We start from the raw sequence: 23,803 nt of genomic DNA, 5'->3' as shown, positions 1-23,803 counted from the left end.
TAACAAGAGGCACTTCTCATGCTCCCGCACACCCTCACCGGGCAGGCCACCCTGGTGGCGCCCAGCCGCAAGCGCTTTTTCATCATGGTGCTGCTGTTCATCACCGTGGTGATCAACTACCTGGACCGCAGCAACCTGTCGATTGCCGCGCCTGCCCTGACTAGCGAGCTGGGCATCGACCCGATCCACGTCGGCCTGGTGTTCTCGGCGTTCGGCTGGACCTACGCCGCCATGCAGATCCCCGGTGGCTGGCTGGTCGACCGGGTGCCGCCGCGCATCCTCTATACCGTGGCGCTGGTGCTGTGGTCGCTGGCCACGGTGATGCTCGGCTTTGCCGCCAGCTTCATCGCGCTGTTCGTGCTGCGCATGGCAGTCGGCGCTCTGGAGGCGCCGGCCTACCCGATCAACAGCCGCGTGGTCACCACCTGGTTCCCTGAGCGCGAGCGGGCTACTGCCATCGGCTTCTACACCTCCGGGCAGTTCGTCGGCCTGGCGTTCCTGACGCCGGTGCTGGCCTGGCTGCAGCATCAGTTCGGCTGGCACATGGTGTTCGTCGTGACCGGTGCGGTGGGCATCCTCTGGGGTGTGATCTGGTACGCGGTGTATCGCGAACCGCGCGATTTCAAGGGTGCCAACGACGCCGAGATCGCACTGATCCGCGAGGGCGGCGGGCTGGTGGACATCCAGGACGAGCAGGCCAAGGTCAAGGCCAGGTTCAGCTGGACCGACCTTGGCATCGTGCTGACCAAACGCAAGCTGTGGGGCATCTACCTCGGCCAGTTCTGCCTCAACTCGACGCTGTGGTTCTTCCTCACCTGGTTCCCGACCTACCTGGTGAAGTACCGCGGCATGGACTTCATCAAGTCCGGGATGCTGGCCTCGCTGCCATTCCTCGCGGCCTTCGTCGGCGTGTTGTGCTCGGGCTTCTTCTCCGACTGGCTGATCCGCCGTGGCGCCAGCGTGGGCTTTGCACGCAAGCTGCCGATCATCAGCGGCCTGCTGATTTCCACCGCGATCATCGGCGCCAATTTCGTCGATTCGACGCCGTTGGTGATCGCCTTCCTGGCCCTGGCGTTCTTCGGCAACGGCCTGGCTTCGATCACCTGGTCGCTGGTCTCGACCCTGGCCCCGGCGCGCTTGCTCGGGTTGACGGGCGGGGTGTTCAACTTCATCGGCAACCTGTCGGCGATCGTTACCCCGATCGTGATCGGCTTCCTGGCCAGCGGCGATTCTTTCGCCCCGGCCATCACCTACGTTGCGGCGCTGGCCCTGGTCGGTGCGCTGTCGTACATCCTGCTGTTGGGCAAGGTCGAGCGCATCGAGTTGTAGGCGTGCCCTGCGGGCGAACATAATGTCGCCCGCCCACTCGCTCAACGATAAAGGCCGCACATGCAGGAAGACCCCGCAAAAACCGCCCCCACCGGCACCCAGACCCTGCTGCGCGGCCTGGCCGTGGTGCAGGCCGTGGCCGCTGGCGCGCGCGACCTCAAGGACATCGCCCGGCACATCGGCACCACCCGCAGCACCACCCACCGCCTGGTCAGTTGCCTGGTGGACGAACGCTACCTGCGCGTGGTGCCGCAGGTCGGCTATCTGCTGGGCCCCAAGCTGATCGAACTCGGCTTTCAGGCCCGCGAGGAGTTGCCGCTGGTGACCCTGGCCGGTCCTTACCTTGATGAGCTGTCGGCCCTGACTGGCGACACCATCCACCTGGCGATCCGCGAAGGCGACGAAGTGCTGTACCTGCACAAGACCCCAGGGCGCAACGGCCCGGAAATGCGCTCGCGGGTCGGCCACCGCATGCCACTGGCGCGCACCGGTATCGGCAAGGCGCTGATGCTCGACGACACCCCGGCCGAATGGCAGCGCCTGTATGAAACCAGCCTGCCGGTGGGTGGCAAGAGTGCGTTCTGGCCGCACCACACCGAGCAGACCTGGGCGCAGTTCGAGCAGCGCATGGTCGAGTATGTAGCGGGCGGGTATGCCTTCGATCTGGAAGACAATGAGCCATCGATCCGCTGTGTGGCGGCCCCGGTGCGCGATGCGAGTCGGCGGATCGTGGCGGGGATCAGTGTGGCGAGTACGGTGCCGTACATGCCGGAAGAGAAGATGCGTGAGCTGATTCCGGTGATCAAAGACGTGACTGCGCGCCTGTCGGCAGAACTCGGGCTGAAAAATTAGCCTTAACAGCCTTCTTCGCTGAACAAATTGAAACAAGTCATGTCTCATCGCCAGCAGAGACATTGACGTTTCATTTCCCCAAGCAAGGAGGCTCCACCATGCAACCCACCCCACCTGCGTCCACCGGCAAGCTGCTGGGCAGCTATGGCTACGGCAAGGCGCTGATCATCAGCATGCTCGTCCTAGGCAGTATTTTCCTCGGTCTGGCCGCCTTCGTCTGCTTCCTGAGTGTTGACAGCTCCCAGAATTTCAACGGCCCGAAGAACCTTTTCTACTCGACTATTGCCCTGCTTGCGGTGCTCGGTGGGGTGATGTTCGCCCTGGCCCTGTGGCAGAAAAAACTGCGCATTGCACGTTATGAGGTGTACGAGAAAGGCATTTGCCAGATCATCGGCAACCAGCGCGACTACGTTCCGTTCAGCGAGATGGGCGACTTCTACCTGTTCGCCTCGGGCCAGACCGCCATTGCCGGCCTGATCAACAACCTGGCGTACCGCCGCAACGCCAGCGAACCCTTCCGCCGGGTCAATCCCCATCTGCAAAAGCTGTACGTGTTCCTGGAGCAGGTGCGTGAGCAGTACCTGAACGAACGCCTGCCAGCGGTGTTCGCCACGCTGGAGAGCGGCGGAGCAGTGCAGTTCAACTACCTTGAAACCTCGCAGGTGTGGGGCAAGCGCATGAGCGGCGATTTCTTCAACATCGCCACCAAGCCATTGATCATCACCCCCGACGCACTCGAAGTGGACGGCCGCAAAGTCCCGCTGAGCAGCCTGCGCAACGTTGATCTGAGCCAGTGGACCGAGTTGGTGGTGATCAAGGACGAGAATGGCCAGACCGTGCTGTCGACCGTTGCTACGGGCATCATCAGCTTCGACCTGTTCCTCAACACGCTGCACAACTTGCTCGAAGCCCAACAGGCACAGGTGACCGTGTAGGAGCGGCCTTGCCGGGGCGCCGGACCGGTCGGAAAAGGACGCAAAGCGCCCTCTGCGATCGATCATGCGGAGCCGGTAGCCCGCTGAAGAACGGAAAAGTGCTTATGCGAGATAAAAACTACTATAACAGGTCTTACGGCTAAGGTTTTTTGCTTGTCCGGGCGTTATACATGACCCACTGCTCACATCAGGCGGCAGGGTGAATGGCACCGGCTGCGCCGGTGTTCGCGGCGGTTCGACGCTTCGATGAACTCGCACGGGATCCCCGTTTGCTCAGGGATCTCTCAGTACTTGTGGGGCTGGTCTTGCCGGCGATGAGGCCGGTGCAGGCATATCCAGGCCCAAGGCGACACGCAAATCATGTGGGAGCGGGCTTGCCCGCGAACACCGGCGAAGCCGGTGCCAAGCCCCGCGTCGTTTGCTTCGCGGGGCAGGCCCGCTCCTGTAGTACCGGCGCAGCCCAGCTAGACCCGTGTAGCCTGAGTGCCCGCTGAGCACACTCCCGCCAGTTCATCCTGCGCTTCACCAGTGGCGCCATCTCTGCGTCTTCAGCCGCCATCACCACCGGCATATCCCGCATCCTCACCCAAGGTTCACTCTGCCAATACAACAACGTCGCCGTCCGCCCTCCGGGCCAGCACATCCGCCCCAGCCGCGGCGAATCCGCATTCCCATCCACCTGCCCATCACGCAACACCGCCACCACCTCATGGGTCAGCCACCAGCGCAGATGGCGGTTCTCCGGAACATGGTGATGCGCCAGCAAGGTATAGGCCCCGGACTCGCTGACCATCGTGGCCTCCTGGTACTGCCCGTAGCGCAGCAGCTGCACGGTGCGGTACTGATCCGGGTCGAGCTTGCGGATGCAGTGTTCGTCGAAGAAGCGAGCGCTCAGCCGGCCGAGTTCGTGGGCGCAGAACCAGGCCTGGGATTCGAGCCAAAGGGTGTGAAGGGGGCGGTTGTGGCGGGTGAAGAGGGTAGGGGTATAAACACTGTCCATGCTTGGCCATCCTGATGTGGGAGAGCCGTTTCTGACGGGAACGGGATTCCGCTATGTGAGCGTTCTTAAGCGCCGGAGAACGTTATCGCGATGCCCGGGCACAGGCAATGCCGGACGCTGTAGGACACGTCCTGTTTTCACTTCGCATAAAAAAGGCTGCCATTCGGCAGCCTTCTCGATGTTCAGCGCGGACGATCAGTCCCAGCTCAACGCACCACCAGTCTGATACTCGATCACGCGCGTCTCGAAGAAGTTCTTTTCTTTCTTCAAGTCCATGATCTCGCTCATCCATGGGAACGGGTTGGTAGTCCCCGGGTACTCTTCCTTCAGGCCAATCTGGGTCAGGCGACGGTTGGCGATGAACTTGAGGTAGTCCTCCATCATCGCTGCGTTCATGCCCAGTACACCGCGCGGCATGGTGTCGCGGGCGTATTCGATCTCCAGCTGGGTCCCTTGCAGGATCATCTGGGTCGCTTCTTCCTTCATCGCCGCGTCCCACAGGTGCGGGTTCTCGATCTTGATCTGGTTGATCACGTCGATACCGAAGTTCAGGTGCATCGACTCGTCACGCAGGATGTACTGGAACTGCTCGGCCACGCCGGTCATCTTGTTGCGGCGGCCCATGGACAGGATCTGGGTGAAGCCGCAGTAGAAGAAGATGCCTTCCAGCACGCAGTAGTAGGCGATCAGGTTGCGCAGCAGCTCTTTGTCGGTCTCGACGGTACCGGTGTTGAATTCCGGGTCGGAGATGGCGCGGGTGTACTTCAGGCCCCAGGCGGCTTTCTTCGCGACCGACGGGATCTCGTGGTACATGTTGAAGATCTCGCCTTCATCCATGCCCAGCGACTCGATGCAGTACTGGTAGGCGTGGGTGTGGATCGCCTCTTCGAAGGCCTGGCGCAGGATGTACTGGCGGCACTCCGGGTTGGTGATCAGGCGGTACACGGCCAGGGCCAGGTTGTTGGCAACCAGCGAGTCGGCGGTGGAGAAGAAGCCGAGGTTGCGCATGACGATGCGGCGCTCGTCTTCGGTCAGGCCGTCCATGCTCTTCCACAGGGCGATGTCGGCGGTCATGTTGACCTCTTGCGGCATCCAGTGGTTGGCGCAGCCGTCGAGGTACTTCTGCCAGGCCCAGTCGTACTTGAACGGTACCAGCTGGTTGAGGTCGGCGCGGCAGTTGATCATGCGCTTCTCGTCAACGGCGACACGGGCCGAGGAGCCTTCCAGCTCGGCCAGGCCTTCGGCGATGTCGAGGGCGTCGAGGGCGGCCTTGGCGCGCTTCACCGCCTCGGAGTCGGCGGCGGTGGCAGCACGGGCTTCCAGGGCGGCGGCACCGCCGGCGCTGTCGAGCTTGTCGAGGGTGGCGGCGGCAGTGGCCTGCGCAGGGGTGTTGCCTTTGGCGGCGACTTCGCCGTCTTCTTTATCGAATTCGTCCCAGCTCAGCATGGTGAGATTCTCCTGCTTGAGGGCCATCTGTGAAGTATGGCCGGTGGATCTTGGTTGCGTTGCTTTGGCCCCGGATGGGGTACAGCGGTGCACGCAAATCTGAATGCCCTGTGAGGGGCTGACCTCGGTATTGGCGCCCAGGCCTGTTGTGTTTGGCTGTGTGGCAGGAGGCGGCAGTGCCGGCCTCTTCGCGGGTAAACCCGCTCCCACAGGGTTCCGTGTGGCTACACGGAAAAGAGGCTTCCCGGGGGAAGCCTCAGCCAAGCCTTACTGGCAGGCTTCGCAATCCGGCTCGTCGATCGCGCAGGCCTTCGGCACTGGCGCTGGGCCCGCTGCCTGGACCGGGGCGCTGTCGCCGCCGCTGGAAACGGCGTTGAGCTTGCCGGTGTTGATGGTCGACTTCTCGGTGCTGGTCGCGGCCAGGGCACGGAGGTAGTAGGTGGTCTTCAGACCACGGTACCAGGCCATGCGGTAGGTCACGTCCAGCTTCTTGCCCGAGGCGCCGGCGATGTACAGGTTCAGCGACTGGGCCTGGTCGATCCACTTCTGGCGACGGGAGGCGGCGTCGACGATCCACTTGGTCTCGACTTCGAACGCGGTGGCGTACAGGTCCTTCAGCTCTTGCGGGATACGCTCGATCTGCTGCACCGAACCATCGTAGTACTTCAGGTCGTTGATCATCACCGAGTCCCACAGGCCACGGGCCTTCAGGTCGCGGACCAGGTACGGGTTGATCACGGTGAACTCGCCCGACAGGTTCGACTTCACGTACAGGTTCTGGTAGGTCGGCTCGATCGACTGCGACACGCCAGTGATGTTGGCGATGGTCGCGGTTGGCGCGATGGCCATGATGTTCGAGTTACGAATGCCTTTCTGCACGCGGGCACGGACCGGCGCCCAGTCCAGCGACTCTTCCAGGTTGACGTCGATGTACTTCTGGCCACGGGCTTCGATCAGGATCTGTTGCGAATCCAGCGGCAGGATGCCCTTGGACCACAGCGAACCCTGGAAGGTCTCGTAGGCGCCACGCTCGTCGGCCAGGTCGCAGGAAGCCTGGATCGCGTAGTAGCTGACCGCTTCCATCGACTTGTCGGCGAACTCGACGGCAGCGTCGGAGCCGTACGGGATGTGCTGCAGGTACAGCGCGTCCTGGAAGCCCATGATGCCGAGGCCGACCGGGCGGTGCTTGAAGTTCGAGTTACGCGCTTGCGGCACCGAGTAGTAGTTGATGTCGATCACGTTGTCGAGCATGCGCACGGCGGTGTTCACGGTGCGTTGCAGCTTGGCGGTGTCCAGCTTGCCGTCGACGATGTGGTTCGGCAGGTTGATCGAGCCCAGGTTGCAGACCGCGATCTCGTCCTTGTTGGTGTTCAGGGTGATCTCGGTGCACAGGTTCGAGCTGTGGACCACGCCCACGTGCTGCTGCGGCGAACGCAGGTTGCACGGGTCCTTGAAGGTCAGCCACGGGTGGCCGGTCTCGAACAGCATCGACAGCATCTTGCGCCACAGGTCTTTGGCCTGGATGGTCTTGAACACCTTGATCTTGTTGTACTCGGTCAGGGCTTCGTAGTACTCGTAGCGCTCTTCGAAGGCCTTGCCGGTCAGGTCGTGCAGATCAGGCACTTCCGATGGCGAGAACAAGGTCCACTTGCCGTCATCGAAGACGCGCTTCATGAACAGGTCAGGGATCCAGTTGGCGGTGTTCATGTCGTGGGTACGACGACGGTCATCACCGGTGTTCTTGCGCAGCTCGATGAATTCTTCGATGTCCAGGTGCCAGGTTTCCAGGTAGGCACACACGGCGCCTTTGCGCTTGCCACCCTGGTTCACGGCTACGGCGGTGTCGTTGACCACTTTCAGGAACGGTACGACGCCCTGGGACTTGCCGTTGGTGCCCTTGATGTAGGAGCCCAGTGCACGCACAGGGGTCCAGTCGTTGCCCAGGCCACCGGCGAATTTCGACAGCATGGCGTTGTCGTGGATCGCGTGGTAGATGCCCGACAGGTCGTCCGGCACGGTGGTCAGGTAGCAGCTCGACAGCTGCGGACGCAGGGTACCGGCGTTGAACAGGGTCGGGGTCGATGCCATGTAGTCGAACGACGAGAGCAGGTTGTAGAACTCGATCGCACGGGCTTCCTTGTCTTTCTCTTCCAGCGCCAGGCCCATGGCCACACGCATGAAGAACACCTGCGGCAGCTCGAAGCGCACGCCATCCTTGTGGATGAAGTAACGGTCGTACAGGGTCTGCAGGCCCAGGTAGGTGAACTGCTGGTCGCGCTCGTGGTTGATCGCCTTGCCCAGTTTTTCCAGGTCGAAGTCGGCCAGCGCCGGGTTCAGCAGCTCGAACTCGATACCTTTGGCGACGTAGGCCGGCAGGGCCTTGGCGTACAGGTCGGCCATCTCGTGGTGGGTGGCGCTGTCGGCGACGTTGAGGAAGCCCAGGCCTTCGGCGCGCAGGGTGTCCATCAGCAGGCGGGCGGTGACGAACGAGTAGTTCGGCTCACGCTCGACCAGGGTACGGGCGGTCATCACCAGGGCGGTGTTGACGTCCTTGATGGCCACGCCGTCGTACAGGTTCTTCAGGGTTTCGCGCTGGATCAGGTCGCCATCGACTTCGGCCAGGCCTTCGCAGGCTTCGCTGATGATGGTGTTCAGGCGCGCCATGTCCAGCGGCGCCAGGCTACCGTCGGCCAGGGTGATGCGGATGCTCGGGTGCGGCTCGACCACGGACTCGGTGTTGACGCGGGTGGCACGCTCCTTGGCGCGCTGTTCGCGGTAGATCACGTAGTCACGGGCGACTTTCTGCTCGCCGGCACGCATCAGGGCCAGTTCGACCTGGTCCTGGATTTCTTCGATGTGGATGGTGCCACCCGATGGCATGCGACGCTTGAACGTGGCGGTGACCTGCTCGGTCAGGCGCGCGACGGTGTCGTGGATGCGCGACGAGGCAGCGGCGGTGCCGCCTTCAACTGCGAGGAACGCCTTGGTGATGGCCACGGTGATCTTGTCGTCGGTGTAGGGGACGACAGTGCCGTTGCGCTTGATCACGCGCAGTTGGCCCGGAGCGGTGGCAGCCAGATCCTGGTTGGAATCGGCGGCCTGCGGCGCCAAAGCCTGCGGGTTCTCGCGAGTTGTGTCGGTTTGCATGGGTGGGTGTCTCCACAGTTTCTATAGTGTTCAGGCGCCTTTTGGGCGCCCACCGTTCCGTCCACTTGCTCGATGGCCTTCGCGGGGATGCGTCATGCACGCGCATCCGCCCGCTCGGGCGTACCGACTTCGGGACAGATCAGGAATAAGGGGCAATAACCTGCCGCTCCCTGGCCGAAGTCAAATGCTCAGGGGCTGACCCCGAAAGCTGTTGCTCTCAATGCTTCCGCTGGAGCGGTTTGGCTGATGAAACCACGTAAAGTTCTGCCAGAAATATCGCTTGAATTTCTGCGCTGACTGGTGTTGGAGACTGGCGGTCAAACCCAACATCTAGTGGTTCGTTGCGATGGGGATACAAGATAATGCGGTATCAGGCCCTTTGCAAGGCAATCGCCTGTGGATAAGTTGTGCGTACTTTGTGAGTGAATAGTGGGTATTCGCTGTAGGCCTTGTGCCAAGAGGTTTGCACTATTTTTCACAGGCCTGCTGGCCCGAGGCAGAAATTTTCGGGGGCGCACCTTATCACAAGAATCGGTTCAGTCGAGGCTGCCCCAGGCTGGTTGGCAGTGCCGGGGGCGGCACGTAGTATCCGCGGGTGATGTTGCCTTTTGGTTAAAGGCCGGTACCGACAGAAAAACAACAAGTAAAAGGCAGGGGCCATGGACCAACCCAGCAACCGTATCCTCATCGTCGAAGACGACCAGCGCCTGGCAGAGCTCACCGCCGAATACCTGCAGGCCAACGGCTATGACGTCGCCGTGGAGGGCGATGGCGCCCGCGCCGCCCGGCGTATCGTCGACAGCCAGCCGGACCTGGTGATTCTCGACCTGATGCTGCCCGGCGAAGACGGCCTGAGCATCTGCCGCCGCGTGCGCGGCCAGTACCCCGGCCCGATTCTGATGCTGACGGCCCGTAGCGACGAACTCGACCAGGTCCAGGGCCTGGACCTGGGCGCCGACGACTACGTGTGCAAGCCGGTGCGCCCGCGCTTGCTGCTGGCGCGGATTCAGGCCCTGCTGCGGCGCAGCGAAAGCCCGGACAGCAAGCGCCATGACCTGGCCTTCGGCCCGCTGCGCATCGACAACCGCCTGCGCGAAGCCTGGCTCGGCGCGCAGCAGATCGACCTCACCGGCGCTGAATTCGACCTGCTCTGGCTGCTGGCCAGCAACGCCGGGCGGGTGCTGTCGCGCGAGCAGATCTTCACCGCATTGCGCGGGGTCGGCTACGACGGCCAGGACCGCTCCATCGACGTGCGCATTTCCAGGATTCGCCCCAAGATCGGCGACGACCCGATCCACCCGCGGCTGATCAAGACCCTGCGCAGCAAGGGCTACCTGTTCGTCGGCGACGCCCCATGAAGCACTCGATCTTCCTGCGCATCTATGGCGGCATGCTGGCGGTGCTGGTGCTGGTGGCACTGCTTGGCGTGCTCAGCCTGCACCTGGTCAACGAAGTGCGCGCGGCCCAGCATCGCGAGCGCCTGGCCCAGGGCACGTTCAGCCTGATGGCCGACAACCTGGCGCAGCAGAACGACACCGAGCGCAAGCGCTCGTTGTTGATGTGGGAGCGCCTGCTGGGCGTGCCGCTGGCGTTGCAACCGATGTCGGCCCGTTCGCTGGAGGGTGGCCAGCGCGCGCGCCTGTACCGAGGCCTGGTGGTGGTGGAGAAGACCGGGCCGCACGCCGCCCAGGTGCTGCGCAAGGTGGGCCAGGAAGACCTGTTGCTGGTGGCCCAGGTCAAACAGGTAAGCGAACAGCTGGCCCGCGCCACGCTTTATCTGCTGGCCGATGAGCTGGTGCGCTACCCGGTGACCGAGCAGCAGCAGCGCCTGGCGGAAATCACCCAGAGCAAGGGCTTTGGCTTCGGCGTTGCCCTGCAGCGTATCGAGCGGGCCGGCCTGGACGATGACCAGCGGCGCCGGGTGGAGGAGGGCGACACGGTGATGGCGCTGGGCCGCGACGGTGATTCGATCCGGGTGTTCGCCGGCCTGCCGGGCTCGCCGCTGGTGCTGGAGATCGGGCCGTTGTATCAGCTCAACCCCTATCCGCCGCAGCTGCTGATCCTGATCGCCTTCCTCGGCCTGTGCCTGATCGGCCTGGTGGTGTACCTGCTGGTGCGCCAGCTGGAACGGCGCGTGTCGGGCATGGCAATCGCCGCCACCCGCATCGCCCAGGGCAGCCTGGACACGCGCGTGCCGGCCGGTGATGCCGATTCGGTGGGGCACCTCGCTGCTGCGTTCAATGGCATGGCCGAGCACCTGCAGCGCTCGCTGAACATGCAGCGCGAACTGGTGCGCGCGGTGTCCCACGAACTGCGCACCCCCGTGGCACGCCTGCGCTTTGGCCTGGAAATGATCGAAAGCGCGACCACCGAGCAGGCCCGCGCCAAGCACTTGGCCGGCATGGATGGCGATATCCAGGATCTGGACAAGCTGGTTGACGAGATGCTGACCTACGCCCGCCTGGAGCAGGGCGCCCCGGCGCTGAAGTTCCAGCGTGTCGAGCTGGATGCCTTGTTCGACCGGGTGATCGAAGAGCTGGCGCCGCTCAACAGCAGTGTCCGCCTGCTGCGTGGGGCGTGCCAGGGCAACGACGGCTGCTGGGTCGAAGCCGAGCCGCGTTACTTGCACCGTGCGCTGCAGAACCTGGTGAGCAACGCCCTGCGCCATGCCGGTAGTGAGGTGCGCCTGAGCTACCAGCTGGGCCAGCAGCGTTGCCGTATCGATGTGGAAGACGACGGCCCGGGTATCCCGGAGGGTGTCTGGGATCGCATCTTCACCCCCTTCACCCGGCTCGACGACAGCCGTACACGCGCCTCCGGCGGGCATGGCCTGGGCCTGTCGATCGTGCGGCGGATCATCTACTGGCACGCTGGCCGCGCCACGGTGGGGCGCAGCGAGGCGCTGGGTGGGGCCTGCTTCAGCCTCAGCTGGCCGCGCGAGCAGGCGCCGCAGTAAGGTTCAGACGCTGATCAGGCTGAGCAGGTGGCCGTCTTGCAGGCAGAACTGGCCTTGGACTTCGGCGCCGTTTCGCCATGCCGGCGACAGGTCGGTAAGCAGGCGCAGGCGCGCCAGGCCATCGGCGGACCACGCCAGTACCTCGGCGTGCTCGAAATAAAAGCGCTGCCGGGTCAGTGGGTAGAGCGCCTTGAACAGGCTTTCCTTGAGCGAGAAAGTCAGCGTCACTGTCAGGCCAAGCTGGCTGCGGTCCAGGCGCTCGCGTTCGGCGGGCGTCAGGATCTCGCCCATCAGCCGTTCGGCGCGTGCGTCATCGAGCAGCGCTTCCTGATCCAGGCCCAGGCTGCGGCAAGCGCCATCGGCTGCCACCACGGCGGCGGCCCAGCCCTTGCCATGGGTGATCGAGCCATGGATGCCAGCGGGCCAGATCGGCGAGCGATCCTCGTGGGTGCCGGGCACGTAGTCGCGGCCGTCCAGGCGCTGCAGCGCAGCACGGGCGCAGACTCGCCCCGCCAGGTATTCCGCCTGGCGTTTGGCCACCGAGCGCTGCAGGCTGGCGCTGGGCACGATGCCCGCGCGCTGGAAATCATCGGCGGTGAGCCGGGCGGGGTCGAAGGCACAACTGACCAGCACCGCGCCGGGCAGCGGGCGGGGCAGGGGCCAGTGGTGCTGGAGCGGGGCGCAGCAGGTGGGGAGTGTCTTCATGGCCGCTATTGTAGCGGCCCGTCGCACCCTACTTGAACACTTGCTTGAAGAACGCCTGCATGTCAGCCCAGGAGCTCTTGTCCGCCGCCTCGTTGTAGCCGATGTCAGGGCCACCATGATCGCCATGACTCAGCCGGTCCGCATCCGGATTGGTAAACCCGTGCTTGGCGCCCGGGATGCTGACGAACTGGTAGTTGACCTTGGCCGCGTCCATCTCTTTCTTGAATGCGTCCACCTGCTGCGGGGTGACCATGCTGTCTGCAGCACCGTGTTCGACCAATAGGTAGGCTCGCACAACGCCTGGCTTGGTGACCGGTGTCTGGGTGGCCAGCGCACCATGGAAGCTCACCACGCCATCAAGCCTGGCGCCGCGGCGTGCGGCATCGAGTACCACCTTGCCGCCGAAGCAGTAACCTACTGCGCCGAGCTTGTGCTTGTCGGTGTAGGGCTGCTTCTTCAACAGGTCCAGCCCGGCGTCGAAGCGCTTGGCCGATGCTGCCGAATCCTTGGTCGCCTCGGCCATGAACGCCTGGGCATCCTGAGGATGCTCGGTATGCTTGCCTTCGCCATACATGTCGATGGCCAGCGCGCTGTAACCCAGCGCGGCAAGGTCGCGGGCACGGCGTTTGGCATAGTCGTTCAAACCCCACCATTCGTGCACCACCAGCACGCCCGGGCGCTCGCCCTTTACGGCGTCGTCGTAAGCGTAATAGCCGATCAGCGCAGTGCCGTCGGCATCTTGGTAACGGATCTCGCGGGTTTGCACTGCCGCTTGGGCGAGGGCGGCGCTGCACATCAGGGTCAGGGCCAGCAGGGCGCGCATGTTCACTACTCCTTGTTTTGCAAACAGATCGTTCAGCCGAGGTTCAGTCAAGGTTCAGCCGCGGTTCAGGGCACCCTGCTTACTCTAGCTTCCAGACCGCAACAGTGCCTTCATCTGGAGTACGACAGCATGAAAACCTTCAATTCCCTGCTCGCTGCCATGGCCGTGTGCGCCGCTGGCATGACCACCGCCCAGGCCGCCGATGACAACTTCGCCAGCCTGACCTACGGCCAGACCAGCGACAAGGTGCGCAAGTCTGGCTTGCTGCAGCGCAACACCGATCATCTGAACGCCGACGGCATCATCGGCAAGGACGATACCTGGGGCGTGCGCCTGGGCAAGGTCAATGACCAGGGCCGCTACTACATGACGTACGACAACGTTTCCGGCGACCACAGCGGCCTCAAGCTGCGCCAGGAGAACCTGCTCGGCAGCTACGACCTGTTCCTGCCGGTGGGCGACACCACCAAGCTGTTCGGCGGTGGCAGCCTGGGCATGACCAAGCTGACCCAGGATTCGCCCGGGGCCAGCCGTGATACCGACTACGGTTATGCAGTGGGCCTGCAGGCCGGGGTGATTCAGGAGATCACCAACAATGCTTCGATGGAGCTGGGGTACCGTTACCTGCGCACCAATGCCGCCACCGAAGTGGGCGCCAGCGGCGGGCCGAAGGAAGGCACCTTGCGCCTGACCAGCAGTGCACAAACTTACCTGGCCGCAACCTACAAGTTCTGACCAGCGAGCCGGGTTATCCTGTACCGGCCTCTTCGCGGGCACGCCCGCTCCCACAGGGACTGCACAGCCCTCAAAGCTTGTGCCGTCCCTGTGGGAGCGGGCGTGCCCGCGAAGAGGCCGGTACAGGCAACACAACAAGAGGAGCCTTCAATGAAATTGCTGGTGGTCGAGGACGAAGCCCTGCTGCGGCACCACCTCCACACACGCCTGGGCGAAAGCGGCCATGTGGTCGAAGCCGTGGCCGACGCTGAAGAAGCGCTGTACCAGTCCGAACACTTCCACTTCGACCTGGCCATCGTCGACCTTGGCCTGCCCGGCATCAGCGGGCTTGAGCTGATCGGCCGCCTGCGCAGCCAGGGCAAGGCGTTCCCCATCCTCATTCTCACCGCCCGTGGCAACTGGCAGGACAAGGTCGAAGGCCTGGCTGCCGGTGCTGATGATTATCTGGTCAAGCCGTTCCAGTTCGAGGAACTCGAAGCGCGGCTGAACGCGTTGCTGCGCCGGTCCAGCGGTTTCACCCAGTCGACCATCGCCGCCGGCCCGTTGGTGCTGGACCTCAACCGCAAGCAGGCAACCCTGGATGAACAGCCGCTGGCACTGACGGCCTACGAGTACCGCATCCTCGAGTACCTCATGCGTCATCACCAGCAGGTGGTGGCCAAGGACCGCCTGATGGAGCAGCTCTATCCCGGCGACGAGGAGCGCGACCCTAACGTCATCGAGGTACTGGTCGGCCGCCTGCGCCGCAAACTCGAGGGCGAGAGCGGTTTCAAACCGATCGACACGGTGCGCGGCCTGGGCTACCTGTTCACCGAGCGCTGCCGATGATCCGCTCGCTGCGGGTGCGCCTGATGCTCGCGGCGGCAGTGCTGGCGCTGCTGTTCATGCTGGCACTGCTGCCGGCCCTGCAGAAGGCCTTCAGCCTGGCCCTGCAGGAGTCGATCGAGCAGCGCCTGGCCTCGGACGTGACCACCTTGATCTCAGCCGCGCGCATCGAGCACGACCAGCTGCAGATGCCCGAGTTGCTGCCGGACGAGCGCTACAACCTGCCGTACACCGGGCTGCTGGGTTACATCTTCGACCGTGACGGCAACCTGGTCTGGCGTTCGCGTGCCACCGCCGACCGCCATATCAATTACCGCCCGCGCTACGATGGGCGCGGCAACGAGTTCGCCCGCATCCATCAGGAGGATGGCGAAGAGTTCTTCGTCTATGACGTCGAAATCAAGTTGCTCGGCGGCCAGAGCGCGGCCTACAGCATCGTGGCGCTGCAGCCGGTGAGTGAGTACAAGGCCACGCTCAGTGGCCTGCGTGAAAAACTCTACCTGGGTTTTGGCGCGGCCCTGCTGGCCTTGCTGACACTGCTCTGGGCCGGGCTGACCTGGGGGCTGCGCTCGTTGCGCCGGTTGAGCATTGAGCTGGATGAGGTGGAATCTGGTGCACGTGACGGCCTCAGCGGCGAGCACCCGCGTGAACTGCTGCGCCTGACCCGCTCGCTGAACCGGCTGTTACGCAGTGAGCGCGAGCAACGCGCGCGCTACCGGGATTCGCTGGGGGACCTGGCGCACAGCTTGAAGACACCGCTGGCAGTGTTGCAGGGTGTTGGCGAGAGCATGCAGCAACGTGACGGCGAGCGTGAGCAGGCGCGGGTACTGCAAAGCCAGATCGAGCGCATGAGCCAGCAGATCGATTACCAGTTGCAGCGCGCCAGCATGCGCAAAAGTGGCCTGGTGCGCCATAGCGTGCCGTTGCTGCCGGTACTGCAAAGCCTGTGCAGCACCTTGGCCAAGGTCTATCGCGACAAGCAGGTCGATGTCGATCTGCAGGTGTCTGAACAGTCGCGGGTGCCGATGGAGCGAGGCGCCTTGCTGGAGTTGCTGGGCAATCTGCTGGAGAACGCTTATCGCCTTAGCCTTGGGCAGGTGCGGGTTGTATTGCAGGACGAGCCTGGGGTGCTGACGCTGTGGGTCGAAGATGACGGGCCGGGGGTGCCGGTCGACCAGCGCGAGCGGATTCTGGAGCGCGGCGAGCGACTGGACCGGCAGCACCCGGGGCAGGGGATCGGGCTGGCGGTGGTCAAGGACATCGTCGACAGCTACGACGCCGAGTTGAGCCTGCAGGACTCGCCGTTGGGTGGCGCAGCATTTCGCATCACCTTCCGCCTTGACTGACCTGTAGCCTGCACCGGCCCTTTCGCGGGCAAGCCCGCTCCCACAGGTGCCACACAAGATTCAGCATCTGTGGCGCCCCTGTGGGAGCGGGCTTGCCCGCGAAAGGGCCGGTGCAGCAAAGACCAGGCAGGGCGGATTCCCGCCATATCCGCTGTACATTTTCCGCCACCGGGCGGAAATCCGCCACCTTTCCTCTGAAAAGTCGCCCCGTCGTTGGGCATTAAAACCCTGTAAACATTGCTTCTGCACTCAAGATGGGCATTTTGGCATCGCCCTTGCTATCTAGGTTGGCAGAGGCCTGCCCAGGCAGCTCGAACACAACGACAAATCCCTCCAGGTGCAGGAGGGTTAGCGATTCAGGTGCCCAAACACCCTGGGAAGGGTGAAGCTGGCACACTTGAGGAAAATTGAGCCATGACGACACGTCAGCCGCTGTACAAATCCCTGTATGTCCAGGTGTTGGTCGCCATCACCATCGGCATCCTGCTCGGCCACTTCTACCCCGAAACCGGCGTCGCCCTTAAGCCTTTGGGTGATGGTTTCGTCAAACTGATCAAGATGGTCATCGCGCCCATCATCTTCTGTACCGTGGTCAGCGGCATCGCCGGCATGCAGAGCATGAAGTCGGTCGGCAAGACTGGCGGCTACGCGCTGCTGTACTTTGAAATCGTCTCCACCATCGCTCTGATCATCGGCCTCGTGGTGGTCAACGTGGTCCAGCCGGGCGCTGGCATGCACATCGACGTCAGCACCCTGAACGCCAGCAGCGTGGCCGCCTACGCCGCCGCCGGCGCGCAGCAGACCACCGTCGGCTTCCTGCTCAACATCATCCCGAACACCGTGGTGGGTGCCTTCGCCAACGGCGACATCCTGCAAGTGCTGATGTTCTCGGTGATCTTCGGCTTCGCCCTGCACCGCCTGGGCAGCTACGGCAAGCCGGTGCTGGACCTGATCGACCGCTTCGCCCACGTGATGTTCAACATCATCAACATGATCATGAAGCTGGCACCGGTCGGTGCCTTCGGCGCCATGGCCTTCACCATCGGCCAGTACGGCGTGGGTTCGCTGGTGCAGCTGGGCTACCTGATGGCATGCTTCTACATCACCTGCCTGCTGTTCGTGCTGGTGGTGCTGGGCGGTATCTGCCGTGCCCATGGCTTCAGTGTCCTCAAGCTGATCCGCTACATCCGTGAAGAGCTGATGATCGTGCTGGGTACTTCCTCCTCGGAGTCGGCCCTGCCACGCATGCTGGCCAAGATGGAGCGCCTGGGTGCCAAGAAGTCGGTCGTCGGCCTGGTGATCCCGACCGGCTACTCGTTCAACCTCGACGGTACCTCGATCTACCTGACCATGGCTGCGGTGTTCATCGCCCAGGCCACCGACACCCACATGGACATCACCCACCAGATCACCCTGCTGCTGGTGCTGCTGGTGGCGTCCAAAGGCGCTGCCGGCGTCACGGGTTCGGGCTTCATCGTGCTGGCTGCCACCCTGTCGGCCGTTGGCCACCTGCCGGTTGCCGGCCTGGCGCTGATCCTCGGCATCGACCGCTTCATGTCCGAAGCCCGTGCACTGACCAATCTGGTCGGCAACGCCGTGGCCACTGTGGTCGTGGCCAAGTGGGTGAAAGAGATGGACGACGACAAGCTGGCCTCCGAGCTGGCCTCCGGTGGCGCGCCGCTGGAGTTGTCGGTACCTACCGATGACCTGGGCGTTGCAGAAACCCCGGTTCGTTGAGCCTGATGCGGTAAAAAAGAAGGCGACCCTCGGGTCGCCTTTCTTGTGCCTGGTTATTCATTCGACGCGGGTTTCTCCGCTGTACACCAATATCGCCCGGCAGCGCCGGCACAGGTAGCGCCGCCCCTGGCGCACCAGCTTGTGCCGCTGCGCGGTAAACGGGAAATCACCTTCCGGGCATGGGCAGCGGTAGATGTAGCGGGTCACCACGCGCCGCTGCACGGCATAGTTGTGGCAGCGATTGGGCGGCAGTTCATAGACCCCGCGCATGATCAGCTGCCATTCCTCGCCATGGGCCTGGATCCGCTCGCCAAACAACTGATGGGCCACCAGGTGCGCCACTTCATGGGCCACGGTCTGGCGCAGGAAGTCGTCCTGGTTCTCGCGATACAGTTGCAGGTTGAAGCGCAGCAGGTTCTCGTGCAGGTGGGCGACGCCGGCTTTCTGGCCGCGCAGCTTGAAGCTGACTTCCGGGCGTGGAAAGGGGCGTTTGAAGAAGGCTTCGGCTTGCTGGTAACAGGTTTCGACGCGTTGTTTGAGCAGCTCGGGCATGGCGGGGTGGTTCTCCTGGCCGGGCATTATGCCGCAAGCATGGCGCCGCTGCCGAGCCACCGGTCAGCAGGCAGGTCTCAGCTGGCAGACAAAGGCCGCCTTGCGGCGGCCCCTGGCTTGATGCCCTATGTTGGCTGGATCTGATCTAGTTGGTGTACACGGGCCCCACGCCCAAACCCCAGATGATCACGGTTGCGGCCATGATCGCCACCAGCACCACGAGGCCTACCGCCAGCACCGAGCTGGAGAACAGGAAGCCTTCATCTGACGGTATGTTCATGAAGGTCGGCAAGCCGACATACAGCAGGTACACGGTGTAGCAAATGGCAGCGGTCCCCACCAGCATGCCCAGCCACAGGTGCGGATAGAGCGCCGCCAGGCCGCCGAGGAACAGCGGGGTGGCGGTATAGGTGGCAAAGGCGATGCATTGCGCCATGGACGGGTTGGCGTCGTAGGTGCGGGCCATCCAGTGAATGAAGGCCCCCATGACCGCGACGCCGGCGAGCATCGCCAAGTAGGACATGATGCTCATCCAGATCGCGCTTTCCAAGGTCAGCATCACCGCCGGTCGGCCGCCGATCACCCAGCCCACCTGGGTGGTGCCGATAAAGGCCGAAATGGCGGGAATCGCCGCCAGGATGAGGGTATGAGTCAGGTACATGTGGCTGATGCTTTCTTCTTCGCCACGAATCTCCCGCCATTCCTGGTCGGGATGGGTAAACAGCCCCACAACGTGATGAATCATGCCGGTCACTCCTCTCAATGTTGCCAATCGCCCCCCACATGGAGCGCAAGCGGCCCGAGGCCAAGGCACCGAAGCAGAACGGTAATGTGGCCTTATGTCGCAGTATAGGAAGTCAATCCCTGCACAAACCCGCCTTTTTAGAGCAAATTGCGCTGTCAGCGCCGTTGTTGATTACCTTGAAGTCTTTATCGGAATCCCTACAGGTGCGCGTGGTTTGTGCGTAAAATAGCCGCCTTTTGTCACACCTCGCGGATCCAAGCGCTATGGGCACCCTCTCGGTCAACCAGAACAAACTGCAAAAACGCCTGCGTCGTCTCGCCGGCGAAGCCATCACCGACTACAACATGATCGAGGATGGCGACAAGGTCATGGTCTGCCTGTCCGGCGGCAAGGACAGCTACACCATGCTCGACGTTCTGTTGCACCTGCAGAAGGTGGCACCGATCAAGTTCGAGATCGTCGCGGTGAACATGGACCAGAAGCAGCCGGGCTTCCCCGAGCATGTGCTGCCGGCCTACCTCAAGGAACTGGGCGTCGAGTACCACATCGTCGAGAAGGACACCTACTCGGTGGTCAAGGAGCTGGTACCCGAGGGCAAGACCACCTGCTCGCTGTGCTCGCGCCTGCGTCGCGGCACCCTGTACACCTTCGCCGATGAGATCGGTGCGACCAAGATGGCCCTGGGGCATCACCGCGACGACATCGTCGAAACCTTCTTCCTCAACATGTTCTTCAACGGCGCGCTCAAGGGCATGCCGCCGAAGCTGCGCGCCGACGACGGCCGCAACGTGGTGATCCGCCCGCTGGCCTACTGCAGCGAGAAGGACATCCAGGCCTACTCGGACATGAAGGAATTCCCGATCATCCCGTGCAACCTCTGCGGCTCGCAAGAGAACCTGCAGCGCCAGGTGGTCAAGGACATGCTGGTGGAGTGGGAGCGCAAGCACCCGGGCCGTACCGAGAGCATCTTCCGCGCCCTGCAGAACGTGGCGCCGTCGCAGTTGGCCGACCGCAACCTGTTCGACTTCACCAGCCTGAAGATCGACGAGAACGCCACCCCGCGCTTCCTCGACGTGGTGAACATCTGAGGCCATGCGCGATTACCAGTGGCTGCACGCGTATTGCCTGAACCGCTTCGGCTCTGCCCAGGCGCTGGAGGCGTTCTTGCCGCAGCCGCGCACACCGGCGCAGTTGCGCGAAATTACTGACGACCGCTATCTGTCGACCTTGGCCCTGCGCGTGTTCCGCGCCGGCCTCAAGCACAGCCTGGTGGATGCCAAGTGGCCGGCGTTCGAGCAGGTGTTCTTTGGCTTCGACCCGGAAAAGGTCGTGCTGATGGGCGCCGAGCATCTGGAGCGGCTGATGCACGACGAGCGCATCATCCGCCACCTGGGCAAGCTCAAGAGCGTGCCGCGCAACGCGCAGATGATCCTGGACGTGGCGAAGGAGAAGGGCAGCTTCGCTGCGTTCATCGCCGACTGGCCGGTGACCGATATCGTGGGGTTGTGGAAATACCTGGCCAAGCACGGTAACCAGCTGGGAGGGTTGTCGGCGCCGCGCTTCCTGCGCATGGTTGGCAAGGACACGTTCATCCCTACCGAAGACATGGCGGCGGCGTTGATCGCGCAGAAGGTGATCGACAAGCAGCCGACCAGTCAGCGCGACCTGGCCTTGGTGCAGCAAGCGTTCAATCAATGGCACGAAGAGAGCGGTCGGCCGCTGTGCCAGTTGTCGGTGATGCTGGCGCATACCGTCAACCATTGAGTTTTTGCAGTGCTTTCTTCGCGGGCAAGCCCGCTCCCACAGGTATTGCACAGCGCCTGAGAGCAGTGAAGATCCTGTGGGAGCGGGCTTGCCCGCGAAGAAGTTAACTGCCTTCGCCTGCCATGCGCCGTTCGAACTGGAACTTCCAGCGCACATACAGCAACCCGGCAATGAACAGCCCCAGGCTCACCAGCACTTCGACCCAGCCAAACACCGCCCGCGCCGGGTCGAACGCCGCCAGCACGCCCTTGATGAAATAGATATTCACCACGAAGCAGGTCCAGGCATGTGCCCGGGCGCTGCCCGTCAGCATGCCCGGCAGCAACAGCAGCAGCGGCACCAGTTCGATCGCCAGGATCACTTCGACCCGCGCCCCATGCAGGTTGGCGAACCACAGGTTGTTCACCACCAGCAAGGCGATCAGGCCAAGAAAGAACGCCAGGCTCAACGCCCGCGTCAGGCGCAGGCGCGGCGCCAGCCATTCAAGTGGCGGCAACACCTTGGGCTTTTTAGCCACGCGCGGCCTCCAGGGCCTTGGCCGTGGTCGCCAGGCGTTGGCCAAGGGCACGGCACAAAGCGATTTCATGTGGGTCCAGCTCGCGCTTGCCATCGGCACCGGCATGGTGGCTGGCGCCATAAGGCGTGCCGCCGCCACGGGTCTCCAGCAGCGCCGATTCACTGTACGGCAGGCCCATCACCAGCATGCCGTGGTGCATCAGCGGCAGCATCATCGACAGCAGGGTGGTTTCCTGGCCGCCGTGCAGGCTGGCGGTGGAGGTGAACACGCCAGCCGGTTTGCCGACCAGTTCGCCACCCAGCCACAGGCTGCTGGTGCCATCGAGGAAGTACTTCAGCGGTGCGGCCATGTTGCCGAAGCGGGTCGGGCTGCCCAGCACCAGGCCGGCGCAGTGGCGCAGGTCGTCGAGGGTGGCATACAGCGCGCCGCTGGCCGGGATGTCCGGGGCCACCGCTTCGCACTCGGTGGAAATCGCCGGTACCGTGCGCAGGCGCGCTTCCATGCCGGCCAGCTCGATGCCGCGGGCGATGTGCCGGGCCATCTCGCTGGTCGAGCCATGGCGGCTGTAATACAGCACCAGGATGTACGGCGCACTCACGGCAGGATCTCCAGCACCTTCTCCGGCGGGCGACCGATGACGGCCTTGTCACCGGCGATCAGGATCGGCCGTTCGATCAGTTTGGGGTGCTGGACCATGGCGTCGATCAGCTGCGCGTCGGTCAGCGCTGGGTTGGCCAGGTCGAGGGCCTTGTATTCGTCTTCACCGCTGCGCAGCAGCTGGCGCGGGGCGATGCCCAGCTTGCCGAGCAGGGCCTTGAGGGTGGCAGCGTCGGGCGGAGTGTCCAGGTAGCGCACGATGGTCGGTGCCAGGCCACGTTGTTCGAGCAGTTCCAGCGCGCCGCGGGATTTCGAGCAGCGCGGGTTATGATAGAGCGTCAAGTCAGTCATGTCGGGTCGCATCCAGCTGGGTGTGGCGGCTATTCTAACCGCAGCGACTGACCTATTTGCTTGAAACTTCGAGAAGGATTGACCCATGGCAAGGCGTCTGGCAGCAGTACTGGCCATCACCGCGAGCCTTTTGCTCGGTGGTTGCGGTGCCGATTACGGCGTGGACCAAGATGGCAAGGCGGTAAAGGCGGAACAGCTCGACGGGCACTGGGTAGTGCTCAATTACTGGGCCGAGTGGTGTGGCCCGTGCCGCACCGAGGTCCCTGAACTGAATCAGGCGGCCAAACAGTGGGCGGGCGATGGCATCAAGGTGGTCGGGGTGAACTTCGATGGCCTGCAGGGGCCGGAGCTGAAGCAGGCGGCGCAGGCCCTGGGCATCGGCTTCACGGTCCTGGCCCAGGACCCGGCCGAGCGCTATGACCTGCCACGCAGCGAGGCGCTGCCGGTGACCTACATCATCGACGACAAGGGCAAGGTGCGTGAGCAGTTGATGGGCGAACAGACCCTGGAAGGGTTGCAGGCCAAGATCAAGGCCCTGAAAGGCGCCTGATGCCCTGGGGCTGCAAAGCAGCCCCGGCAATCCTCAGCCTTCCTCAGGCCAAAAGCGCAGCGGCTTGCCTTCGGCCGGCCAGAAGCGCATCTGCTCGATGGGCGACACATCCCAGCGCTGCACGGTTTCCAGTGCCTGCAGGAAATGCTTTTCCTGCTCCATCAGGGCTGGCGCGCACAGCTTGCGGGTCTTGCCGACCTTGCCGAAGCTCAGGTGCTCGCCGTCCAGCGTGTACGGCGCAAACCAGTGGTTGCAGCCGGCATTGCCATAGGCGCGGCCATCGCTGGCCAAGGTCAGGGTCAGGTGGCTGTAGTCGATCAGCGGGCGCTCGCCGATCCACTCCAGCACGTAGCTGCGCTCCTGCTGCAGCTTCGAAGGTTCGGCGGCACAGCCCAGCAGGCCGGTGGCAATCAGCACGCCGGTCAGCAGATTCTTCACTCGGCGCTCTCCTGGCAACGCGGGCACAGGTGCTTGTCGCCACGGCTGGCCCAGCCCAGTTCGGCGACACGGGCGCTGGCAGCTGGCTGGCGGGCCGCCTTGCCGAGTTTGGCGTCGACGGCGAACTCGAAGTCCAGTACCGCGTCGCAGCTGTCGCACTCGACCTTCCAGGTGAGAATCTCCAGCTCGTTGAACACCGGGCCGCTGGCCACGGCAACCCACTGGCCGCGTGGGTTGATCAGGTGGCGCACGCTCTCCACGGTCAGGCGCATGGCCAGGTCCTTGCTGCCCTTGAGGGTCACGATCAGGACGTCGCCTTTGTGCATCGAGCCGCCGTTGCCGGTCACCTGGTAACGGCCCGGAACCAGGGCGCGGCACTCGATCAAGGTGTGTTGCGGGTTGAAAAGGGTGTAGCGGAAATCGTGCTCGACCATGGGTCCTCCAGAAATGCCG

24 protein-coding genes are annotated in these 23,803 nt (G+C 63.5%); 12 read left to right on the top strand and 12 right to left on the bottom strand.

Going from position 1 to position 23,803, the window contains the following annotated elements:
- The first annotated feature begins 18 nt into the window (after positions 1-18).
- From CAF78_RS11935 to CAF78_RS11925, 3 genes are all read left to right on the top strand, one after another.
- Entirely contained in the window at positions 19-1,329 is a 1,311-nt protein-coding gene (locus tag CAF78_RS11935) for an MFS transporter (protein ID WP_085675312.1), read from the top strand.
- Positions 1,330-1,389: 60 nt separating this feature from the next.
- The gene (locus CAF78_RS11930; RefSeq protein WP_085675313.1) at positions 1,390-2,181 is read left to right on the top strand and encodes an IclR family transcriptional regulator; all 792 of its coding nucleotides are present in this window, start codon (positions 1,390-1,392) and stop codon (positions 2,179-2,181) included.
- A gap of 98 nt (positions 2,182-2,279) precedes the next feature.
- Entirely contained in the window at positions 2,280-3,116 is an 837-nt protein-coding gene (locus tag CAF78_RS11925) for a hypothetical protein (RefSeq protein WP_085675314.1), read from the top strand.
- 358 nt (positions 3,117-3,474) lie between these two features.
- Here the strand turns inward: CAF78_RS11925 and CAF78_RS11920 are convergent, their stop codons facing one another.
- The 3 genes from CAF78_RS11920 to CAF78_RS11910 all read right to left on the bottom strand — a co-directional run bounded on the left by CAF78_RS11920 (position 3,475) and on the right by CAF78_RS11910 (position 8,709).
- Positions 3,475-4,116: a Bro-N domain-containing protein gene (locus CAF78_RS11920; protein WP_158090044.1), complete on the bottom strand. Its 642-nt coding sequence runs from the start codon at positions 4,114-4,116 to the stop codon at positions 3,475-3,477.
- Between the two features lie 195 nt (positions 4,117-4,311).
- A complete protein-coding gene (locus CAF78_RS11915) occupies positions 4,312-5,562 on the bottom strand; it encodes a ribonucleotide-diphosphate reductase subunit beta (protein WP_028634571.1) in 1,251 nt (416 codons plus the stop codon).
- A 267-nt stretch (positions 5,563-5,829) separates the two neighbouring features.
- Entirely contained in the window at positions 5,830-8,709 is a 2,880-nt protein-coding gene (locus CAF78_RS11910) for a ribonucleoside-diphosphate reductase subunit alpha (RefSeq protein ID WP_085675315.1), read from the bottom strand.
- Positions 8,710-9,368: 659 nt separating this feature from the next.
- On the opposite strand from CAF78_RS11910, the gene CAF78_RS11905 reads away from it, so the two are divergent.
- On the top strand, positions 9,369-10,067 hold the full coding sequence (locus tag CAF78_RS11905) for a response regulator transcription factor (RefSeq protein WP_085675316.1): 699 nt from the start codon (positions 9,369-9,371) through the stop codon (positions 10,065-10,067).
- Positions 10,064-11,665, top strand: a complete 1,602-nt coding sequence (locus CAF78_RS11900; protein WP_085675317.1) for an ATP-binding protein — start codon at positions 10,064-10,066, stop codon at positions 11,663-11,665. The genes CAF78_RS11905 and CAF78_RS11900 overlap by 4 nt, the downstream gene beginning before the upstream one ends.
- A 3-nt stretch (positions 11,666-11,668) precedes the next feature.
- Here the strand turns inward: CAF78_RS11900 and CAF78_RS11895 are convergent, their stop codons facing one another.
- Complete coding sequence (locus CAF78_RS11895) at positions 11,669-12,370, bottom strand: 4'-phosphopantetheinyl transferase (protein WP_085675318.1); 702 nt, start codon at positions 12,368-12,370, stop codon at positions 11,669-11,671.
- Positions 12,371-12,398: 28 nt separating this feature from the next.
- A complete protein-coding gene (locus CAF78_RS11890) occupies positions 12,399-13,193 on the bottom strand; it encodes a dienelactone hydrolase family protein (protein WP_085675319.1) in 795 nt (264 codons plus the stop codon).
- Positions 13,194-13,322: 129 nt separating this feature from the next.
- Here CAF78_RS11890 and CAF78_RS11885 point away from each other — a divergent pair, with 129 nt between their 5' ends.
- From CAF78_RS11885 to CAF78_RS11870, 4 genes are all read left to right on the top strand, one after another.
- A complete protein-coding gene (locus CAF78_RS11885) occupies positions 13,323-13,928 on the top strand; it encodes an outer membrane beta-barrel protein (RefSeq protein ID WP_085675320.1) in 606 nt (201 codons plus the stop codon).
- Positions 13,929-14,078: 150 nt separating this feature from the next.
- Positions 14,079-14,756 (top strand): response regulator, encoded by a 678-nt coding sequence (locus CAF78_RS11880; protein WP_085675321.1) that lies wholly within the window; start codon positions 14,079-14,081, stop codon positions 14,754-14,756.
- Positions 14,753-16,099 (top strand): ATP-binding protein, encoded by a 1,347-nt coding sequence (locus tag CAF78_RS11875; RefSeq protein WP_085675322.1) that lies wholly within the window; start codon positions 14,753-14,755, stop codon positions 16,097-16,099. The genes CAF78_RS11880 and CAF78_RS11875 overlap by 4 nt, the downstream gene beginning before the upstream one ends.
- Before the next feature lie 414 nt (positions 16,100-16,513).
- A complete protein-coding gene (locus CAF78_RS11870) occupies positions 16,514-17,836 on the top strand; it encodes a dicarboxylate/amino acid:cation symporter (protein ID WP_060509215.1) in 1,323 nt (440 codons plus the stop codon).
- A 57-nt stretch (positions 17,837-17,893) separates the two neighbouring features.
- On the opposite strand, the gene CAF78_RS11865 is transcribed toward CAF78_RS11870, so the two are convergent.
- Both CAF78_RS11865 and CAF78_RS11860 read right to left on the bottom strand, forming a co-directional pair.
- The gene (locus tag CAF78_RS11865; protein ID WP_085675323.1) at positions 17,894-18,388 is read right to left on the bottom strand and encodes a SprT family zinc-dependent metalloprotease; all 495 of its coding nucleotides are present in this window, start codon (positions 18,386-18,388) and stop codon (positions 17,894-17,896) included.
- A 145-nt stretch (positions 18,389-18,533) separates the two neighbouring features.
- Positions 18,534-19,133, bottom strand: coding sequence for a Yip1 family protein (locus CAF78_RS11860; RefSeq protein ID WP_085675324.1), 600 nt, complete (start codon positions 19,131-19,133; stop codon positions 18,534-18,536).
- A 263-nt stretch (positions 19,134-19,396) separates the two neighbouring features.
- Between CAF78_RS11860 and ttcA the strand changes: the two genes are divergently transcribed.
- Together ttcA and CAF78_RS11850 are read left to right on the top strand one after the other, a co-directional pair.
- Complete coding sequence (gene ttcA / locus CAF78_RS11855; protein ID WP_016715445.1) at positions 19,397-20,221, top strand: tRNA 2-thiocytidine(32) synthetase TtcA; 825 nt, start codon at positions 19,397-19,399, stop codon at positions 20,219-20,221.
- Positions 20,222-20,225: 4 nt separating this feature from the next.
- Complete coding sequence (locus tag CAF78_RS11850; protein WP_085675325.1) at positions 20,226-20,897, top strand: DNA-3-methyladenine glycosylase I; 672 nt, start codon at positions 20,226-20,228, stop codon at positions 20,895-20,897.
- A 103-nt stretch (positions 20,898-21,000) separates the two neighbouring features.
- Here CAF78_RS11850 and CAF78_RS11845 read toward each other — a convergent pair whose 3' ends face one another.
- From CAF78_RS11845 to arsC, 3 genes are read right to left on the bottom strand one after another with little or no spacing between them, the layout of a single operon-like run.
- The gene (locus tag CAF78_RS11845; RefSeq protein WP_085675326.1) at positions 21,001-21,414 is read right to left on the bottom strand and encodes a DUF2069 domain-containing protein; all 414 of its coding nucleotides are present in this window, start codon (positions 21,412-21,414) and stop codon (positions 21,001-21,003) included.
- Positions 21,407-22,012, bottom strand: a complete 606-nt coding sequence (gene wrbA, locus CAF78_RS11840; RefSeq protein ID WP_054885569.1) for an NAD(P)H:quinone oxidoreductase — start codon at positions 22,010-22,012, stop codon at positions 21,407-21,409. The genes CAF78_RS11845 and wrbA overlap by 8 nt, the downstream gene beginning before the upstream one ends.
- Positions 22,009-22,362, bottom strand: a complete 354-nt coding sequence (gene arsC, locus CAF78_RS11835; protein ID WP_085675327.1) for an arsenate reductase (glutaredoxin) — start codon at positions 22,360-22,362, stop codon at positions 22,009-22,011. The genes wrbA and arsC overlap by 4 nt, the downstream gene beginning before the upstream one ends.
- An 85-nt stretch (positions 22,363-22,447) precedes the next feature.
- Between arsC and CAF78_RS11830 the strand changes: the two genes are divergently transcribed.
- Positions 22,448-22,912 (top strand): TlpA disulfide reductase family protein, encoded by a 465-nt coding sequence (locus CAF78_RS11830; RefSeq protein ID WP_085675328.1) that lies wholly within the window; start codon positions 22,448-22,450, stop codon positions 22,910-22,912.
- 33 nt (positions 22,913-22,945) lie between these two features.
- Here the strand turns inward: CAF78_RS11830 and CAF78_RS11825 are convergent, their stop codons facing one another.
- Positions 22,946-23,350, bottom strand: a complete 405-nt coding sequence (locus CAF78_RS11825; protein ID WP_085675329.1) for an META domain-containing protein — start codon at positions 23,348-23,350, stop codon at positions 22,946-22,948.
- Entirely contained in the window at positions 23,347-23,784 is a 438-nt protein-coding gene (locus CAF78_RS11820) for a hypothetical protein (protein WP_054885565.1), read from the bottom strand. The genes CAF78_RS11825 and CAF78_RS11820 overlap by 4 nt, the downstream gene beginning before the upstream one ends.
- Positions 23,785-23,803: the final 19 nt, after the last annotated feature.

Origin of the sequence: Pseudomonas sp. R28(2017) (assembly GCF_002112505.1) — a bacterium.
GTDB lineage: Bacteria > Pseudomonadota > Gammaproteobacteria > Pseudomonadales > Pseudomonadaceae > Aquipseudomonas.
The sequence above is the reverse complement of the archived record's forward strand: the minus strand, read 5'-3'. Positions and strand labels throughout refer to the sequence as shown.

Excerpts from the sequence above, each read along its gene's own strand:
- CAF78_RS11935 (WP_085675312.1), top strand. The coding sequence starts at position 19 with ATGCTCCCGCACACCCTCACCGGGCAGGCCACCCTGGTGGCGCCCAGC.
- CAF78_RS11930 (WP_085675313.1), top strand. The coding sequence starts at position 1,390 with ATGCAGGAAGACCCCGCAAAAACCGCCCCCACCGGCACCCAGACCCTG.
- CAF78_RS11925 (WP_085675314.1), top strand. The coding sequence starts at position 2,280 with ATGCAACCCACCCCACCTGCGTCCACCGGCAAGCTGCTGGGCAGCTAT.
- CAF78_RS11920 (WP_158090044.1), bottom strand. The coding sequence starts at position 4,116 with ATGGACAGTGTTTATACCCCTACCCTCTTCACCCGCCACAACCGCCCC.
- CAF78_RS11915 (WP_028634571.1), bottom strand. The coding sequence starts at position 5,562 with ATGCTGAGCTGGGACGAATTCGATAAAGAAGACGGCGAAGTCGCCGCC.
- CAF78_RS11910 (WP_085675315.1), bottom strand. The coding sequence starts at position 8,709 with ATGCAAACCGACACAACTCGCGAGAACCCGCAGGCTTTGGCGCCGCAG.
- CAF78_RS11905 (WP_085675316.1), top strand. The coding sequence starts at position 9,369 with ATGGACCAACCCAGCAACCGTATCCTCATCGTCGAAGACGACCAGCGC.
- CAF78_RS11900 (WP_085675317.1), top strand. The coding sequence starts at position 10,064 with ATGAAGCACTCGATCTTCCTGCGCATCTATGGCGGCATGCTGGCGGTG.
- CAF78_RS11895 (WP_085675318.1), bottom strand. The coding sequence starts at position 12,370 with ATGAAGACACTCCCCACCTGCTGCGCCCCGCTCCAGCACCACTGGCCC.
- CAF78_RS11890 (WP_085675319.1), bottom strand. The coding sequence starts at position 13,193 with ATGCGCGCCCTGCTGGCCCTGACCCTGATGTGCAGCGCCGCCCTCGCC.
- CAF78_RS11885 (WP_085675320.1), top strand. The coding sequence starts at position 13,323 with ATGAAAACCTTCAATTCCCTGCTCGCTGCCATGGCCGTGTGCGCCGCT.
- CAF78_RS11880 (WP_085675321.1), top strand. The coding sequence starts at position 14,079 with ATGAAATTGCTGGTGGTCGAGGACGAAGCCCTGCTGCGGCACCACCTC.
- CAF78_RS11875 (WP_085675322.1), top strand. The coding sequence starts at position 14,753 with ATGATCCGCTCGCTGCGGGTGCGCCTGATGCTCGCGGCGGCAGTGCTG.
- CAF78_RS11870 (WP_060509215.1), top strand. The coding sequence starts at position 16,514 with ATGACGACACGTCAGCCGCTGTACAAATCCCTGTATGTCCAGGTGTTG.
- CAF78_RS11865 (WP_085675323.1), bottom strand. The coding sequence starts at position 18,388 with ATGCCCGAGCTGCTCAAACAACGCGTCGAAACCTGTTACCAGCAAGCC.
- CAF78_RS11860 (WP_085675324.1), bottom strand. The coding sequence starts at position 19,133 with ATGATTCATCACGTTGTGGGGCTGTTTACCCATCCCGACCAGGAATGG.
- ttcA (WP_016715445.1), top strand. The coding sequence starts at position 19,397 with ATGGGCACCCTCTCGGTCAACCAGAACAAACTGCAAAAACGCCTGCGT.
- CAF78_RS11850 (WP_085675325.1), top strand. The coding sequence starts at position 20,226 with ATGCGCGATTACCAGTGGCTGCACGCGTATTGCCTGAACCGCTTCGGC.
- arsC (WP_085675327.1), bottom strand. The coding sequence starts at position 22,362 with ATGACTGACTTGACGCTCTATCATAACCCGCGCTGCTCGAAATCCCGC.
- CAF78_RS11830 (WP_085675328.1), top strand. The coding sequence starts at position 22,448 with ATGGCAAGGCGTCTGGCAGCAGTACTGGCCATCACCGCGAGCCTTTTG.
- CAF78_RS11820 (WP_054885565.1), bottom strand. The coding sequence starts at position 23,784 with ATGGTCGAGCACGATTTCCGCTACACCCTTTTCAACCCGCAACACACC.